We start from the raw sequence: 15,545 nt of genomic DNA on the forward strand, positions 1-15,545 counted from the left end.
GGTGCAAGGTGCGCAGGGGCTTGATACAAATGCTACCGAATACGAGTGGAGGCTGGCCCAATGCGAGATTCGACAAAGTCCGCCCGCGCCTATGCACCTTTTGGTCACGCTACGCCCGCCAACAACCTGCTGGGTTTCAATGGCGAAATTCAACACGTCATTAGCGGTCTTTACCCGCTGGGTAACGGCCATCGCATGTACAGCCCGACGCTGCAGAGGTTCCACAGCCCTGACACCCAGGCCCCCTTCAACCGAGGCGGGATAAACCACTATGCCTACTGTGGCAACGACCCGGTCAACTGGCGGGACCCAAGCGGGAAATGGCGACAGCTCGTGAAAACTGCACTGAAGATTGCAGTGGGTGGCGGCGCTGCGGCAGCAGGCAAGATGAACGCAGAGTTTGTCGGCGATGTGTACACGACAGGCAAGCATGCACTGACGCGAGGGCCAGTACCGCAGCACGAGTTCCCCCTGGAACGAACCACCCTCATGCAAAACGCCAATCAGGCTAGACGACCGTTCAACGACTCGGTAAACGGCGTCAACTTCAATCTGGCGACCTGGGGTGATGCCTCGCTGACCGAGCGCCAGGCCCGGTACTACATAGACGGGACCTGGTCGGACCAGAGCAATACCACCCTTTACGGTTACAGCGCTGCAGGCTGGCTCATTGGCTTCGCCAAAACCCGTCAACCCGGCACCTTGACCGGGGCCCTGTTCAATGCTGCGGGCGCGGCCGGCGCAGGCGTCCTGGACCATGTGAGCTACAAGACCGGAAGCATGCTGACACAAGACTTCACGCGACAAACCGCGTCAATCCGACAATAAAAAAAGCCCGCCAGTGTGAGAGCGGGCCAAAGGACCTACGAAGATTCTTCTAGCGACCAACTAGCTTCCACGATAGGTCGAATAGCTGTACGGCGAGATCAGCAGCGGCACGTGGTAGTGCTCCTGCTGCTCGTCGATGCCAAAGCGCAGCACGACAACATCCAGAAACGCCTGGGCCGGCAGTTGCACGCCACGGGCGCGATAGTAGTCGCCAGCACTGAACTGCAGTTGATAAACACCCGTGCGGTAGTCGTCCCCCTGCAGCAGCGGCGCGTCGACGCGGCCATCGCTGTTGGTCAGGGCGGTGTTCACCAGCTCCAGCTGCTGGCCTTCGACACGGTACAGCTCGACCTTGATCGAGCTGCCCGGGCAGCCATGCGCGGCATCCAGTACGTGTGTGGTCAAACGTCCCATTGCTTGTCGCCTCTTGTTCAATCTGTGGGCAAAAAATACACGGCCATCATCACGCCAAAGGGCCTGCGATGTGCGGGAATGCCCCATTAAGACATTCCATCGCAAAATTGTACACAATTTTTTGATCCCTTCTGTCACGACCCAGGTTTCATGCCCATAAACGACCCATCGGTCGCAAATGCAGGCACCTGGCCGACCCCGATGTCATTTGCTGACCAATCAGGCAGGTTTCTTGCACTGTTTTTCCAGGTCGCTGCAAGGCGACAAAAGGGAAGAAATGCGGAAAAACAGGCTTACAAAAGATTTCAGAAGTTGTATACAATCAGCCCATCCGGTGGTGCGACATCCCGACGCGGCCCGCCCACCCCCGCACAAACGCACAAGAAGGAAGACTGCAGTGAGCGCTGACTACCCTCGCGACCTGATCGGTTACGGCAACAACCCTCCTCACCCGCAATGGCCGGGCAACGCTCGCATCGCGCTGTCTTTCGTCCTCAACTACGAGGAAGGTGGCGAACGCAACATCCTGCACGGAGACAAGGAATCCGAAGCATTCCTCTCTGAAATGGTCGCCGCCCAGCCACTGCAGGGCGTGCGCAACATGAGCATGGAATCGCTGTACGAATACGGCAGCCGCGCCGGTGTGTGGCGCCTGCTGAAGCTGTTCAAGGACAGCGGCGTGCCGCTGACCATCTTCGCCGTGGCCATGGCCGCCCAGCGCCACCCCGACGTGATCCGCGCCATGGCCCAGGCCGGCCATGAAATCTGCAGCCACGGCTACCGCTGGATCGACTACCAGTACATGGACGAGGCCCAGGAGCGCGAGCACATGCTCGAAGCCATCCGCATCCTCACCGAAATCACCGGCGAGCGCCCGCTGGGCTGGTACACCGGCCGCACCGGCCCGAACACCCGTCGCCTGGTGATGGAGGAAGGCGGCTTCCTGTACGACAGCGACACCTATGACGACGACCTGCCCTACTGGGAGCCGAACAACCCTACCGGCAAGCCGCACCTGGTGATCCCTTACACCCTGGACACCAACGACATGCGCTTCACCCAGGTACAGGGTTTCAACTGCGGCGAGCAGTTCTTCCAGTACCTGAAGGACGCCTTCGATGTGCTGTACGCCGAAGGTGCCGAGGCACCGAAGATGCTGTCCATCGGCCTGCACTGCCGCCTGGTCGGCCGCCCGGCGCGCCTGGCCGCACTGAAGCGCTTCGTCGATTACGCAAAAAGCCATGACCAGGTCTGGTTCGCCCGTCGCGTGGACATCGCCCGCCACTGGCACGCCACCCACCCGTACAAGAAAGAGAATGCCTGATGACCGCCTTCAACACCCTCAAGCCATCCACCCTGGGCCGTGACGCCTTCGTCAAGGCTTTCGCCGACATCTACGAGCACTCGCCGTGGGTCGCCGAAAGGGCCTATGACCTGGGCCAGCTGGGCGAGCTGGACGAGATCGAGGCGCTGCACCAGCGCATGAGCGACATCCTGCTCAGCGCCAACCACGCCGACCAGCTGGCGCTGATCAACGCTCACCCGGACCTGGCCGGCAAGGCCGCCATCCAGGGCGAGCTGACCGAATCGAGCACCAATGAACAGGCAGGCGCCGGGATCCACCAGTGCACCGCCGAAGAGTTCGCCCGCTTCACCGAACTGAACGATGCCTACAAGGCCAAGTTCCAGTTCCCGTTCATCATGGCGGTCAAGGGCAGCAACCGGCACCAGATCCTCGCCTCCTTCGAAAAACGCATCCACAACGATGCCGATGCCGAATTCAAGGAAGCCCTGGCGCAGATCAACCTGATCGCCCTGTTCCGCCTGTTGCAGCTGTAAGCGACCGCCGAACCTTATTCAGAACACGAACAATAGAAGAGATATCCGCATGCGCACCCTGATGATCGAGCCCCTGACCAAAGAAGCCTTCGCCCCCTTCGGAGACGTGATCGAAACCGACGGCAGCGACCACTTCATGATCAACAACGGCTCGACCATGCGCTTCCACAAGCTCGCCACGGTCGAAACCGCCGAGCCTGAAGACAAGGCGATCATCAGCATCTTCCGCGCCGACGCGCTGGACATGCCGCTGACCGTGCGCATGCTGGAACGCCATCCGCTGGGCAGCCAGGCTTTCATCCCGCTGCTCGGCAACCCCTTTCTGATCGTGGTCGCGCCCGTTGGCGATGCACCTGTATCAGGCTTGGTCCGCGCCTTCCGCAGCAACGGCAGGCAGGGCGTTAATTACCATCGCGGCGTCTGGCACCACCCGGTGCTGACGATCGAAAAGCGGGATGACTTCCTGGTGGTTGATCGCAGTGGTTCCGGCAACAACTGCGACGAGCATTACTTCACCGAGGAACAGATGCTGATCCTCAATCCCCACCAATAAGAAAAGGTCGGTCATTCAAGGGCATTGCCCGAGCGGGTGACCGGCAAGAGGTACATACTGTGGAAGCACACCTTCACGAATGGCTGAACCTGAGCATTCGCTGGGTTCACATGATCACCGGCGTAGCCTGGATCGGTGCATCGTTCTACTTCGTCTGGCTGGAGAACCACCTGAACCGAAGCAACCCGCGCGATGGGTTGTCGGGTGATCTCTGGGCAATTCACGGCGGTGGTATCTACCACCTGGAGAAATACAAGCTCGCCCCCCCGAAAATGCCCGAGAACCTGCACTGGTTCAAATGGGAAGCCTACTTCACCTGGATGTCCGGTATCGCCCTGCTGTGCGTGGTGTTCTACTGGAACCCGGCCCTGTACCTGCTGGCCCCTGGCAGCACCCTTAGCGGTGCCGAAGGCGTGGCCATCGGTATCGGCTCGCTGATCGCCGGCTGGTTCATCTACGACTTCCTGTGCGACTCGCCCCTGGGCAAGAAGCCAGCGCTGCTCGGTGCCGTACTGTTCGTGCTGATCATCGCCGCATGCTGGGGCTTCAGCCTGGTGTTCAGCGGTCGTGGTGCATACCTGCACACCGGCGCAATCATCGGCACCATCATGGTCGGTAACGTGTTCCGCATCATCATGCCGGCCCAGCGCCAGCTGGTGGCGGCTATCGAGAACAACCAGACGCCCGACCCGGTACTGCCGGCCAAGGGCCTGCTGCGCTCGCGCCACAACAACTACTTCACCCTGCCGGTGCTGTTCATCATGATCAGCAACCACTTCCCGAGCACCTACGGTAGCCAGTACAACTGGCTGATCCTGGCCGGTATCGCTGTAGCCGCGGTCCTGATCCGCCACTACTTCAACACCCGCCACGACAGCAACAAGTACGCCTGGACCCTGCCGGTCGGCGCCCTGGCGATGATCTGCCTGGCCTACGTCACCGGTCCGAAACCGATGGCCGTGAGCCCTGAGCAAGCCGCGGCGAAGATCGAGTACCAGCCACTGCCCGCGACCGCAGTAGGTGGCAAGACCGCTGCCGAGCAACGCGCCGAGGACGCCGCCAAGGCTGCCGCAGCGCCTGCCGCGCCGGCTGCAGCCCCTGCCCAGGCCACGGCCCAGGCTGGCGGCGAGAGCTTCGACAAGATCCACAATGTCATCCAGGAACGCTGCACCGTGTGCCACTCGTCGAAGCCGACCAGCCCACTGTTCAGCGCCGCCCCTGCCGGCGTGATGTTCGACACCCCGCAACAGATCCAGGCCCAGGCCGCGCGCATCCAGGCGCAAGCGGTCGCCAGCCAGATCATGCCGCTGGGCAACATCACCCAGATGACCACCGAAGAGCGCAAGCTCGTCGGCGACTGGATCGCCAAAGGCGCCCCGGTCAACTGAAACACAATGGTCGGGATAACACCGCTCCCTGTGGGAGCGGGTTCACCCGCGAAGAGGCCGGCAATCCCGGCCTCGAACTTGAAGATTCACGCAACAAGCAAGCATCGAGCGTTCAGCGTCAGGCGGGAACCCCAGGCTCTCTTCACCGGGAGCCTGCCGCCTGGCGCTGCCGCTTGGATCCGAGAATAAAAACAAAACTCGAGGTGCTGCATGTCCGAGTCACGCAAGGCGTACATCCCAGTTGCGCCGCCGCGCGAGCCCTTGCCCCTGTTCCAACTGATCCTGGTTGGCCTGCAACACGTTCTGCTGATGTACGGCGGCGCGATCGCCGTGCCGTTGATCATCGGCCAGGCCGCCGGGTTGTCCCGTGAAGAAGTCGCTTTCCTGATCAACGCCGACCTGCTGGTCGCCGGCGTCGCTACCATCATCCAGTCATTCGGCATCGGCCCGGTGGGCATCCGCATGCCGGTGATGATGGGTGCCAGTTTCGCTGCCGTCGGCAGCATGGTGGCCATGGCCGGCATGCCCGGCGTGGGCCTGCAGGGGATCTTCGGCGCGACCATCGCCGCCGGGTTCTTCGGCATGCTGATCGCGCCGTTCATGTCCAAGGTCGTACGCTTCTTCCCGCCACTGGTCACCGGCACGGTGATCACCTCGATTGGCCTGTCGCTGTTCCCGGTTGCAGTCAACTGGGCCGGTGGCGGCCACCAGGCAGACACCTTCGGCTCGCCGATCTACCTGCTGGTGGCCGGCCTGGTGCTGGCGGTAATCCTGCTGATCAACCGTTTCATGCGCGGCTTCTGGGTCAACGTGTCGGTGCTGGTGGGCATGGGCCTGGGCTACATCCTGGCCGGTTCCATCGGCATGGTCGACCTGTCGGGCCTGAACGACGCACCGTGGCTGCAAGTGGTGACCCCATTGCACTTCGGCATGCCGACCTTCAGCCTGGCGCCGATCCTGTCCATGTGCCTGGTGGTGGTGATCATCTTCGTCGAGTCCACCGGCATGTTCCTGGCCCTGGGCAAGGTGACCGATCGCGAAGTGACCCCCGGGATGCTGCGTCGCGGCCTGCTGTGCGATGCCGGTGCGTCGTTCATCGCCGGCTTCTTCAACACCTTCACCCACTCCTCCTTCGCCCAGAACATCGGCCTGGTGCAGATGACCGGGGTGCGCTGCCGCTACGTCACCATCGTGGCCGGTGCGCTGCTGATCCTGCTCAGCCTGCTGCCCAAGGCGGCCTTCCTGATTGCCTCGATCCCGCCTGCGGTACTGGGCGGCGCGTCCATCGCCATGTTCGGCATGGTCACCGCCACCGGGATCAAGATTCTCCAGGAGGCGGACATCGGCGACCGTCGCAACCAGCTGCTGGTTGCGGTGAGCGTCGGCTTCGGGCTGATCCCCGTGGTGCGACCGGAGTTCTTCGCCCAGATGCCCCAGTGGATGGAACCCATCACCCACAGTGGCATCGCCATGGCCACGGTCAGTGCCCTGGTGTTGAACGTACTGTTCAACATCCTCGGTGGCGCCGACCGCGCGGTGCACAACGAAGTCTGTCACCAGCATTGAGCAAAGGGGGCGGCGCGCTGTCGCCCCCGCCTTGACCTCGCCGTAAATGCTTCACCGTCGGCCCGCCGGAATGGGCCGTCCGGGGCGCCTGCGCGCCAAATAAATCCAACAAAAACAATAAGTCCGGGAACCACAACATGAAACGCATCACCTCGTCCCTCTTGCTGGGCAGCAGCCTGCTGGCCACCCTCCCCGCCCATGCTGGCGAATGGCTGCAGTGGCATGGCGAAAGCCTGACCTACCTGTACGGCAAGGACTTCAAGGTCAACCCACGCATCCAGCAGACGGTAACCTTCGAGCACGCCAACAAATGGAAGTACGGCGACACCTTCATGTTCGTCGACAAGGTCTTCTACAACGGCAAGCCCGACCCGGGCAAAGGCGTGACCAGCTACTACGGCGAGTTCAGCCCACGCCTGTCGTTCGGCAAGATCTTCGACCAAAAGCTGGCATTCGGCCCGATCAAGGATGTGCTGCTGGCCATGACCTACGAGCGTGGCGAGGGCGACAACGAGGCCTACCTGATCGGCCCCGGCTTCGACCTGGATATCCCCGGCTTCAACTACTTCACTCTCAATTTCTACCTGCGTAACACCGAAGGTAGCCGCCCCGGTGACAACGTCTGGCAGATCACCCCGGCCTTCTCGTACACCATCCCGGTGGGCAAATCCGACATTCTGATCGACGGTTACATGGACTGGGTGGTCGACAACGACCAGACCCGCCGTGGCACCTACCACGCCAACCTGCAGTTCAACCCACAGGTCAAGTACGACCTGGGCAAAGCCCTGAACCTTGGCGCCAAGCAGCTGTACGTGGGCATCGAATACAGCTACTGGAAGGACAAGTACGGCATCGACAGCCAAGGCAACATCGACAGTAACCAGAGCGTCACCAGTGCCCTGATCAAGGTGCACTTCTAAAAAACTGACCAAACGCACAAGTTTGTTCCACTCTGCTCCAGGACGGAGCACTTGAGGCAAGGCGCGCAAGCCAGTAATCTGCGCGCCCCCTCGATCAGGGCAGGAGGGATTCTGCCTGCGTTTACTGACCGCTCAGTCAATGAATACGGGCGGTTGGCCAACGTGTTGCCAGCCTGAAAGACCCTTTTCATCCGTTCAGAACGAAGTCGAGCAGGAAGGTTTTGCCAGCCCAGGAAAGTTGGCTCAACCCTTGCCAAACAGCTGTGGCCCATCGAAAAAAGCTGACTCGAAAGACAAAAAAGCGCCAAAACAAACGCTGACAATAGACCAATCAAGGGAGCGACACTCGCAATGCGTACCATCAACAGCCTGATCCTCGCCGGCGGCCTGCTGGCCTGTGGCACCACCTTCGGCGGCGACCTGCTGCAATGGCAGAACAACAGCCTGACCTACCTGTGGGGCAAGAACTTCAAGGTCAACCCGTCGATCCAGCAAACCGTCACCTTCGAGCACGCCGATGGCTGGAAGTACGGCGATAACTTCATCTTTGTCGACAAGATCTTCTACCAGGGCCAGAAAGATGAGGGCAATGGCCCGAACACCTACTACGGCGAAATCAGCCCGCGCCTGTCGTTCGGCAAGATCTTCGACCAGAAGCTGGCGTTCGGCCCGGTCAAGGACGTGCTGCTGGCGATGACCTACGAGTTCGGCGAAGGTGATACCGAGTCGTACCTGATCGGCCCTGGCTTCGACCTGGACATCCCTGGCTTCGACTACTTCCAGCTGAACTTCTACAACCGCACCACCGACGGCAGCCGCGCCGGCGACAACGTGTGGCAGATCACCCCGGTGTGGTCGTACACCATTCCGGTCGGTTCGTCCGACGTGCTGATCGACGGTTTCATGGACTGGGTGGTCGACAACGACGAGAACCGCCGCGGTACCTACCAGGCCAACCTGCACTTCAACCCGCAGATCAAGTATGACCTGGGCAAGGCCTTGCACCTGGGCGAGAAGCAGCTGTATGTGGGTGTGGAGTACGACTACTGGAAGAACAAGTACGGCATCAAGGACAGCGATGCCTTCACCACCGACCAGAACACCATGAGTTTCCTGGTAAAAGTGCACTTCTGATGTGCTGAATCGTGACAGCGCGAGGTTATCCACGCGCTGTCACGCCCATCCTTGTAAGAACTCTCCTACAACTTATTAAGATTAATCTTACGTCCTCCATGACTTGTCTTGAAAGTCAAAGCAAGTACACACGGCAACAGCACGCCAAACAGCAAAAGCCCCGACTCCACCTGCCAGTGTTCAAGCACGCGCAAGATATCCAGCACCAGCATGATGCTGCCGATCGCCAATATCAGGCCGAACATTGCGCAGCACTTGTACAATGCCGGCGCCCCCGTCCCGCGCAACAGCAACCACAGGCCTACGGCACCCCAGGCCAAGGCCGTGCACAGGTACAGCGCCAGGTGGTAGACATCGTAAGTCAATACTTTTCCAAACATGATTTCACCTCCCGACCTGTAGAAAAATCAAAGCACTGACTATAAGTCCTAAATTCCGTTCAGCCCCTGCTATTTCTTGACGATTTTTTTGCACATCGCCAATTAAGATGCTTGTCTTCTGCACTCAAAAAAGAAAACAGGCCCACTTAATGCGTACCTCCCTCTCCGCCCCTTGGCGGTATCTTCTGTTAGTTTGCTCACTATGGTTTGGTATCTTCGCGCTGACCCGCCTGGTATTGCTGGTCACCCACCTGGATGAAGTACATGGCGACTACTTCTTGTTATTCGTCAGTGGTGCCGTGTACGACCTGACCTTCCTCACCTACGCCGCCCTGCCTTTGGGGCTGTACCTGGCACTTTGCCCGGCCGCGCTGTGGCGCACGGGCCTGCATCGCCGGCTGATGGGCGGCGTGCTGATCGTCAGCCTGTTCGTGATGCTGTTCGTCGCAGTGGCCGAGTGGCTGTTCTGGGACGAGTTCGGGGTACGCTTCAATTTCATCGCCGTCGACTACCTGGTGTATTCCAAGGAAGTGCTGGACAACATCCGCGAGTCCTACCCGCTGCCTACCCTGCTGGGCAGCATCGCCGTAGTTGCCGTGCTGCTCGCGCTGATCCTGCGCAAACCGCTGGCCCAGGCCCTCGCCGCGCCCGGCGCCAACCTGCGCCAGCGCCTGGGCGGTATTGCGCTACTGGCAGTGCTGGGCGGGCCGAGCATGCTGCTGGTCGACCAGCAGTTCCCCCGCGGCCAAGGCGGCAATGCCTACCAGCGCGAACTGGCGAGCAACGGCCCCTACCAGTTCTTTGCCGCGTTCCGTAACAACGAACTCAACTACACCCAGTTCTACGCCAGCCTCGACGCCAGCGAAGTCGGCGCGCACATGCACCAGGAACTGGCCGAGCCCAACGCGCAGTTCAAAGCCAGCGAGCACGAGGACATTCGCCGCCAAATCAGTGCCAGCGGCGAGCCACGCAAGCCGAACATCATCCTGGTCACCATCGAGAGCTTCAGCGCCAAGTACATGGGCAGCAACGGCGACCCGCGCAACCTTACACCCAACCTGGACGTGCTACGCCAGCACAGCCTGTACTTCAACAACTTCTACGCCACCGGGACCCGTACCGACCGTGGCCTGGAAGCCATTACCCTGTCGATTCCGCCCACCCCGGGCCGCTCGATCGTCAAGCGCATCGGCCGTGAAAGCGGCTATGGCAGCCTCGGTCAGCAGTTGAAGGCTGTTGGTTATGACACCGTATTCGTCTATGGCGGGCGCGGCTACTTCGACAACATGAACGCCTTCTTCAGCGGCAACGGTTATCGCATCGTCGACCAGAGCAGCGTCGACGAGAGCGAGATCAGCTTCAAGAACGCCTGGGGCATGGCCGACGAAGACCTGTACCGGCAGACGCTGAAACTGGCCGATGCCGACCATGCCAGGCAGCAGCCGTTCTTCCTGCAGCTGATGACCACCTCCAACCACCGTCCCTACACCTACCCGGACGGCCGCATCGACATTCCGTCGGGCGATGGCCGCGAAGGCGCGGTGAAATACACCGACCATGCCATTGCGCAGTTCCTGCAGGAAGCCAAGGGCAAGCCATGGTTCGACAACACGCTGTTCGTGTTCGTCGCCGACCACACCGCTGGCAGCGCCGGCGTGGAAGACCTGCCGGTCAGCAATTACCAGATCCCGTTGTGGATTTACGCACCCAAGCTGATCACCCCGCGCGAAGACGCACAGCTGGCCAGCCAGATCGACCTGGCACCAACCCTGCTCGGCCTGCTCAACCTGAGCTACACCTCGACCTTCTTCGGCCGTGACCTGCTGCGCGAAGAGCAGCTGCCGCCACGCGTGCTGATCGGCAACTACCAGCACCTGGGGCTGTTCGACGGCAAGGACCTGGCAATCCTCAGCCCACGCGGCGGCATGCGTGTGCACCAGGATGCCTTGGGCAACAGCCGGGAAACGACAGTGGACAGTGACAACCCGCTGGTACGCCGGGCAATTGCCTACTACCAGAGTGCTGCCAACGACTTCAGCAAGGGCCTGCTGGCGTGGAAGCCGCAGGAGCAAGGTGCGGTGGCCGAACAGTAAACCAACTCGGTGGATGGCACCGGCCTCGCCGGTGTTCGCGGCGGTTCGACGCATCGACTTGCCCGCTCCCACAGGCTTGGCGCCGACCTCAAGAAATGCGCCCCCCTGTGGGAGCGGGTTTACCCGCGAACCGGGGCAACGCCCCGGCCATGCAACTCAGGTGGCCGGCCGAACCAACCGCCACAGCTTCCCGACCACCGCCACCACCGCCAGCACCACCGCACCGGCCACAACCCCGACACCGCCGTTGAGCAGCGCCACGGTCAATGCCCCGCCACGCCCTTCGCTGAACGCCTCGATGGCATGATGCAGCGGCTCGATGCCATGTACCAGAATCCCGCCACCGACCAGAAACATGGCCGCCGTGCCGATCACCGACAGGCTCTTCATCATGTATGGCGCGGTCCGCAGGATGCCGTTACCGACCGCCTGGGCCAGGCGCGACGCCTTCCGGGTCAGCCACAACCCCAGGTCATCGAGCTTGACGATGCCACCCACCAGCCCGTATACGCCGATGGTCATGACAATGGCGATCCCGGACAGCACGATGATCTGCTGGCTCAACGGTGAGTCAGCGACAATGCCCAAGGTAATGGCGATGATTTCCGCCGACAGGATGAAGTCGGTACGCACCGCACCCTTGATCTTGGTTTTCTCGAATGCCACCAGGTCGACATTGGCATCGGCCACTGCCTCCTTGAGCGCTGCATGTTCGGCGTCATCCTCGGCCTTGCTATGCAAGAACTTGTGCGCCAGCTTCTCGAAGCCCTCGAAGCACAGGTAGGCACCGCCCAGCATCAACAGCGGCGTCACCGCCCAGGGGATGAACGCACTGATCAGCAGCGCCGCCGGCACCAGGATGGCCTTGTTCACCATCGAGCCCTTGGCTACCGCCCACACCACCGGGATCTCGCGTTCGGCACGTACCCCGGTGACCTGCTGGGCGTTCAGCGCCAGGTCATCGCCGAGCACGCCTGCGGTCTTTTTCGCCGCCACCTTGGTCATCACCGAGACGTCATCGAGCACCGTGGCAATGTCGTCGATCAGTACCAGTAGACTGCTTCCTGCCATGTTTGCCTGCATCCAGAAGAATAAGTGCCCAGGATTCTAGCCCAAAGCCGCTGCCTTGAGCGCCCGTCAAGCCCGGTGCTACCATGCCCGATCCCTCTTAGAGGTGGCCAGACACGAGGAAGATCCCTGACCATGAGCACCATTCGCGAGCGCAACAAGGAACTGATCCTGCGCGCGGCCAGCGAGGAATTCGCCGACAAGGGCTTCGCCGCCACCAAGACCAGCGATATCGCGGCCAAGGCCGGCCTGCCCAAGCCGAACGTGTATTACTACTTCAAATCCAAGGACAACCTCTACCGCGAGGTCCTGGAAAGTATCATCGCACCGATCATGCAGGCGTCGACCCCGTTCAATGCCGACGGCGACCCGAAAGAAGTGCTGAGTGCGTACATTCGCTCGAAGATCCGCATTTCCCGCGACCTGCCGCATGCGTCCAAGGTGTTCGCCAGCGAGATCATGCACGGCGCCCCGCACCTGTCGCCGAACCAGGTGGCGCAGCTGAACGAGCAGGCGCGGCATAACATCGAGTGCATCCAGCGCTGGATCGACCGCGGGCAGATCGCCCATGTGGACGCGCATCACCTGATGTTCAGCATCTGGGCAGCGACCCAGACCTATGCCGATTTCGACTGGCAGATTTCCGCGGTGACCGGCAAGGCCAAGCTGGCCGACAGCGATTATGACGCGGCAGCCGAGACCATCATCCGCATGGTGCTCAAGGGCTGTGAGCCCGAGGTAGCCTGAGCCCCGGCGCTGGCTTCCTCGCGGGTGAACCCGCTCCCACAGGGACACCACGAGCTTCAAGCCTGTGATGATCCTGTGGGAGCGGGTTCACCCGCGAATAGGCCGGAACAGGCAATAGAGACTCAGGCTGCTACACCCGCATCCGCCTTCAACCCCACCTCCTCGATCGCACTGATCGCGCACTGCTCGTCGATATCCGACGTATCGCCGCTGATCCCCACCGCACCCAGCACCTTGCCATCCTGATCACGCACCAGCACGCCACCCGGTGCCGGCACCACCGGCCGCTCGCCCAGCCCGTTCAGCGCGGCAAAAAACGCCGGCCGTTGCTGCGCGTCCAGCGCCAGCAAGCGCGAGCCCTTGCCCAGGGCAATCGCCCCCCAGGCCTTGCCGGTGGCTACCTCCGGCCGGATCAGGCTGGCGCCATCCTCGCGTTGCAGCGCCAGCAAGTGGCCACCGGCATCCAGCACCGCCACGGTCAGTGGCGCGGCGTTGATCTTGCGGCCCGCCGCCAGCGCGGCATTCACCAGGCTGACCGCGACTTTCAGGTTCAAAGCGTTCATGAAAAGGTCCTCTTCTTGTTGTGAGAAGCCCTGAGGGCAGTTGAAAACCGATAGAGCAAATAGAACACAACGAAAGATGTTTTTGTATACAATATTTTGAAACGATCGTATGCGATGACGCAAACCTCCGTTTTCATGGGCGCTCGAACGAAAGCGACATCCGCCGACGAAAACCCGTTGACCTGAGCGGCCAGCCGTGAATACACTCTGGCACAAAGCAAGTTGTATACAATTACAAAATCGATGAGGCACAAACCATGAGCAAAATGAGAGCAATCGATGCAGCCGTTCTGGTCATGCGCCGTGAAGGTGTAGATACCGCGTTCGGCATCCCGGGGGCTGCCATCAACCCGTTGTACTCGGCCCTGAAGAAAGTCGGTGGCATCGATCACGTCCTCGCTCGTCACGTCGAAGGCGCCTCGCACATGGCTGAGGGTTACACCCGTGCCAACCCGGGCAACATCGGCGTGTGCATCGGCACCTCCGGCCCAGCCGGCACCGACATGGTCACCGGCCTGTACAGTGCCTCCGCCGACTCCATCCCGATTCTCTGCATCACCGGCCAGGCTCCACGTGCCCGCCTGCACAAGGAAGACTTCCAGGCCGTCGACATCACCAACATCGTCAAGCCGGTCACCAAGTGGGCCACTACCGTTCTGGAGCCAGGCCAGGTGCCTTACGCCTTCCAGAAGGCCTTCCATGAAATGCGCACCGGCCGCCCAGGCCCGGTACTGATCGACCTGCCGTTCGACGTGCAGATGGCCGAAATCGAGTTCGACATCGACGCCTACGAACCGCTGCCAGTGCACAAGCCGTCCGCCACCCGCGTACAGGCCGAGAAAGCCCTGACCCTGCTCAATGACGCCGAGCGCCCACTGCTGGTTGCCGGTGGCGGCATCATCAACGCCGACGCCAGCGACAAGCTGGTCGAGTTCGCCGAACTGACCGGCGTACCGGTAATCCCGACCCTGATGGGCTGGGGCACCATCCCGGACGACCACGCACAGATGGTCGGCATGGTCGGCCTGCAGACTTCGCACCGCTACGGCAACGCCACCCTGCTGAAATCCGACCTGGTGTTCGGTATCGGCAACCGCTGGGCCAACCGCCACACCGGCTCGGTCGACGTCTACACCGAAGGCCGCAAGTTCGTGCACGTGGACATCGAACCGACCCAGATCGGCCGTGTGTTCACCCCGGACCTGGGTATCGTTTCCGACGCCGGCAAGGCACTGGACGTGTTCCTCGAAGTGGCCCGCGAGTGGAAAGCCGCCGGCAAGCTGAAGTGCCGCAAGGCCTGGCTGGAAGACTGCCAGCAGCGCAAGGCCAGCCTGCAGCGCAAGACCCACTTCGACAACGTGCCGGTCAAGCCGCAGCGCGTGTACGAAGAGATGAACCAGGTATTCGGCAAGGACACCTGCTACGTCAGCACCATCGGCCTGTCGCAGATCGCCGGCGCGCAGTTCCTGCACGTGTACAAGCCACGCCACTGGATCAACTGCGGCCAGGCCGGCCCGCTGGGCTGGACCATCCCTGCCGCCCTGGGCGTGGTGAAAGCCGATCCGAAGCGCAAGGTGGTCGCGCTGTCGGGTGACTACGACTTCCAGTTCATGATCGAGGAGCTGGCGGTGGGTGCGCAGTTCAACCTGCCTTACGTGCACGTACTGGTGAACAACGCCTACCTGGGCCTGATCCGCCAGGCGCAACGTGGCTTCGACATGGATTACTGTGTACAACTGGCGTTCGAGAACATCAACTCGACCGACGCCGCCACCTACGGTGTCGACCACGTTGCCGTGGTCGAAGGCCTGGGCTGCAAGGCCATCCGCGTGTTCGAGCCGGCCGAGATCGCCCCTGCCCTGCTCAAGGCCCAGAAGATGGCCGAAGAGTTCCGCGTGCCGGTGGTGGTCGAAGTGATTCTCGAACGTGTGACCAACATTTCCATGGGCACCGAGATCAACGCGGTCAACGAGTTCGAAGACCTGGCCCTGGTCGGCAACGACGCGCCAACCGCCATCTCGCTACTGGACTGATCGCCTGACGCCCCCA

General features: G+C 61.5%; 15 protein-coding genes. 11 read left to right on the forward strand and 4 right to left on the reverse strand.

What is annotated here, in order from left to right; all coding sequences use genetic code 11:
• Window positions 1–60: 60 nt before the first annotated feature.
• The gene (locus M2S36_RS03445) at window positions 61–828 is read left to right on the forward strand and encodes an RHS repeat-associated core domain-containing protein (RefSeq protein WP_207829985.1); all 768 of its coding nucleotides are present in this window, start codon (window positions 61–63) and stop codon (window positions 826–828) included.
• Window positions 829–888: 60 nt separating this feature from the next.
• Here the strand turns inward: M2S36_RS03445 and uraH are convergent, their stop codons facing one another.
• Window positions 889–1,242, reverse strand: a complete 354-nt coding sequence (gene uraH / locus M2S36_RS03450) for a hydroxyisourate hydrolase (protein WP_003259496.1) — start codon at window positions 1,240–1,242, stop codon at window positions 889–891.
• A 397-nt stretch (window positions 1,243–1,639) separates the two neighbouring features.
• On the opposite strand from uraH, the gene puuE reads away from it, so the two are divergent.
• The 7 genes from puuE to M2S36_RS03485 all read left to right on the forward strand — a co-directional run bounded on the left by puuE (window position 1,640) and on the right by M2S36_RS03485 (window position 8,645).
• The gene (gene puuE, locus M2S36_RS03455; RefSeq protein ID WP_207829982.1) at window positions 1,640–2,566 is read left to right on the forward strand and encodes an allantoinase PuuE; all 927 of its coding nucleotides are present in this window, start codon (window positions 1,640–1,642) and stop codon (window positions 2,564–2,566) included.
• Entirely contained in the window at window positions 2,566–3,081 is a 516-nt protein-coding gene (uraD, locus tag M2S36_RS03460) for a 2-oxo-4-hydroxy-4-carboxy-5-ureidoimidazoline decarboxylase (protein WP_207829980.1), read from the forward strand. The genes puuE and uraD overlap by 1 nt, the downstream gene beginning before the upstream one ends.
• Before the next feature lie 49 nt (window positions 3,082–3,130).
• Window positions 3,131–3,634, forward strand: a complete 504-nt coding sequence (locus M2S36_RS03465) for an ureidoglycolate lyase (protein ID WP_012315446.1) — start codon at window positions 3,131–3,133, stop codon at window positions 3,632–3,634.
• 59 nt (window positions 3,635–3,693) lie between these two features.
• On the forward strand, window positions 3,694–5,022 hold the full coding sequence (locus tag M2S36_RS03470; protein WP_207829978.1) for a urate hydroxylase PuuD: 1,329 nt from the start codon (window positions 3,694–3,696) through the stop codon (window positions 5,020–5,022).
• 210 nt (window positions 5,023–5,232) lie between these two features.
• Window positions 5,233–6,588: a nucleobase:cation symporter-2 family protein gene (locus M2S36_RS03475; RefSeq protein WP_207829976.1), complete on the forward strand. Its 1,356-nt coding sequence runs from the start codon at window positions 5,233–5,235 to the stop codon at window positions 6,586–6,588.
• A 137-nt stretch (window positions 6,589–6,725) separates the two neighbouring features.
• Window positions 6,726–7,511, forward strand: a complete 786-nt coding sequence (locus tag M2S36_RS03480; RefSeq protein WP_075045891.1) for an outer membrane protein OmpK — start codon at window positions 6,726–6,728, stop codon at window positions 7,509–7,511.
• A gap of 351 nt (window positions 7,512–7,862) precedes the next feature.
• Window positions 7,863–8,645, forward strand: a complete 783-nt coding sequence (locus M2S36_RS03485; RefSeq protein WP_046615028.1) for an outer membrane protein OmpK — start codon at window positions 7,863–7,865, stop codon at window positions 8,643–8,645.
• A 65-nt stretch (window positions 8,646–8,710) separates the two neighbouring features.
• On the opposite strand, the gene M2S36_RS03490 is transcribed toward M2S36_RS03485, so the two are convergent.
• Complete coding sequence (locus tag M2S36_RS03490; RefSeq protein WP_233686983.1) at window positions 8,711–9,025, reverse strand: hypothetical protein; 315 nt, start codon at window positions 9,023–9,025, stop codon at window positions 8,711–8,713.
• A gap of 149 nt (window positions 9,026–9,174) precedes the next feature.
• Between M2S36_RS03490 and M2S36_RS03495 the strand changes: the two genes are divergently transcribed.
• Window positions 9,175–11,118: an LTA synthase family protein gene (locus tag M2S36_RS03495; RefSeq protein WP_333956712.1), complete on the forward strand. Its 1,944-nt coding sequence runs from the start codon at window positions 9,175–9,177 to the stop codon at window positions 11,116–11,118.
• A 156-nt stretch (window positions 11,119–11,274) separates the two neighbouring features.
• Here the strand turns inward: M2S36_RS03495 and M2S36_RS03500 are convergent, their stop codons facing one another.
• The gene (locus M2S36_RS03500; RefSeq protein ID WP_207829972.1) at window positions 11,275–12,189 is read right to left on the reverse strand and encodes a DUF808 domain-containing protein; all 915 of its coding nucleotides are present in this window, start codon (window positions 12,187–12,189) and stop codon (window positions 11,275–11,277) included.
• 132 nt (window positions 12,190–12,321) lie between these two features.
• Between M2S36_RS03500 and M2S36_RS03505 the strand changes: the two genes are divergently transcribed.
• Window positions 12,322–12,933, forward strand: a complete 612-nt coding sequence (locus tag M2S36_RS03505; RefSeq protein ID WP_013973538.1) for a TetR/AcrR family transcriptional regulator — start codon at window positions 12,322–12,324, stop codon at window positions 12,931–12,933.
• 122 nt (window positions 12,934–13,055) lie between these two features.
• On the opposite strand, the gene M2S36_RS03510 is transcribed toward M2S36_RS03505, so the two are convergent.
• Entirely contained in the window at window positions 13,056–13,496 is a 441-nt protein-coding gene (locus M2S36_RS03510) for a GlcG/HbpS family heme-binding protein (protein ID WP_013973539.1), read from the reverse strand.
• A gap of 257 nt (window positions 13,497–13,753) precedes the next feature.
• Between M2S36_RS03510 and gcl the strand changes: the two genes are divergently transcribed.
• Window positions 13,754–15,529, forward strand: coding sequence for a glyoxylate carboligase (gene gcl / locus M2S36_RS03515; RefSeq protein WP_207829970.1), 1,776 nt, complete (start codon window positions 13,754–13,756; stop codon window positions 15,527–15,529).
• Window positions 15,530–15,545 lie beyond the last annotated feature (16 nt).

It is taken from the genome of Pseudomonas sp. SF2 (assembly GCF_036858055.1).
Lineage (GTDB): Bacteria > Pseudomonadota > Gammaproteobacteria > Pseudomonadales > Pseudomonadaceae > Aquipseudomonas.

Coding starts and splice junctions, on each gene's coding strand:
- M2S36_RS03445 (WP_207829985.1), top strand. CDS start 61: ATGCGAGATTCGACAAAGTCCGCCCGCGCCTATGCACCTTTTGGTCAC.
- uraH (WP_003259496.1), bottom strand. CDS start 1,242: ATGGGACGTTTGACCACACACGTACTGGATGCCGCGCATGGCTGCCCG.
- uraD (WP_207829980.1), top strand. CDS start 2,566: ATGACCGCCTTCAACACCCTCAAGCCATCCACCCTGGGCCGTGACGCC.
- M2S36_RS03465 (WP_012315446.1), top strand. CDS start 3,131: ATGCGCACCCTGATGATCGAGCCCCTGACCAAAGAAGCCTTCGCCCCC.
- M2S36_RS03475 (WP_207829976.1), top strand. CDS start 5,233: ATGTCCGAGTCACGCAAGGCGTACATCCCAGTTGCGCCGCCGCGCGAG.
- M2S36_RS03480 (WP_075045891.1), top strand. CDS start 6,726: ATGAAACGCATCACCTCGTCCCTCTTGCTGGGCAGCAGCCTGCTGGCC.
- M2S36_RS03485 (WP_046615028.1), top strand. CDS start 7,863: ATGCGTACCATCAACAGCCTGATCCTCGCCGGCGGCCTGCTGGCCTGT.
- M2S36_RS03490 (WP_233686983.1), bottom strand. CDS start 9,025: ATGTTTGGAAAAGTATTGACTTACGATGTCTACCACCTGGCGCTGTAC.
- M2S36_RS03495 (WP_333956712.1), top strand. CDS start 9,175: ATGCGTACCTCCCTCTCCGCCCCTTGGCGGTATCTTCTGTTAGTTTGC.
- M2S36_RS03500 (WP_207829972.1), bottom strand. CDS start 12,189: ATGGCAGGAAGCAGTCTACTGGTACTGATCGACGACATTGCCACGGTG.
- M2S36_RS03505 (WP_013973538.1), top strand. CDS start 12,322: ATGAGCACCATTCGCGAGCGCAACAAGGAACTGATCCTGCGCGCGGCC.
- M2S36_RS03510 (WP_013973539.1), bottom strand. CDS start 13,496: ATGAACGCTTTGAACCTGAAAGTCGCGGTCAGCCTGGTGAATGCCGCG.
- gcl (WP_207829970.1), top strand. CDS start 13,754: ATGAGCAAAATGAGAGCAATCGATGCAGCCGTTCTGGTCATGCGCCGT.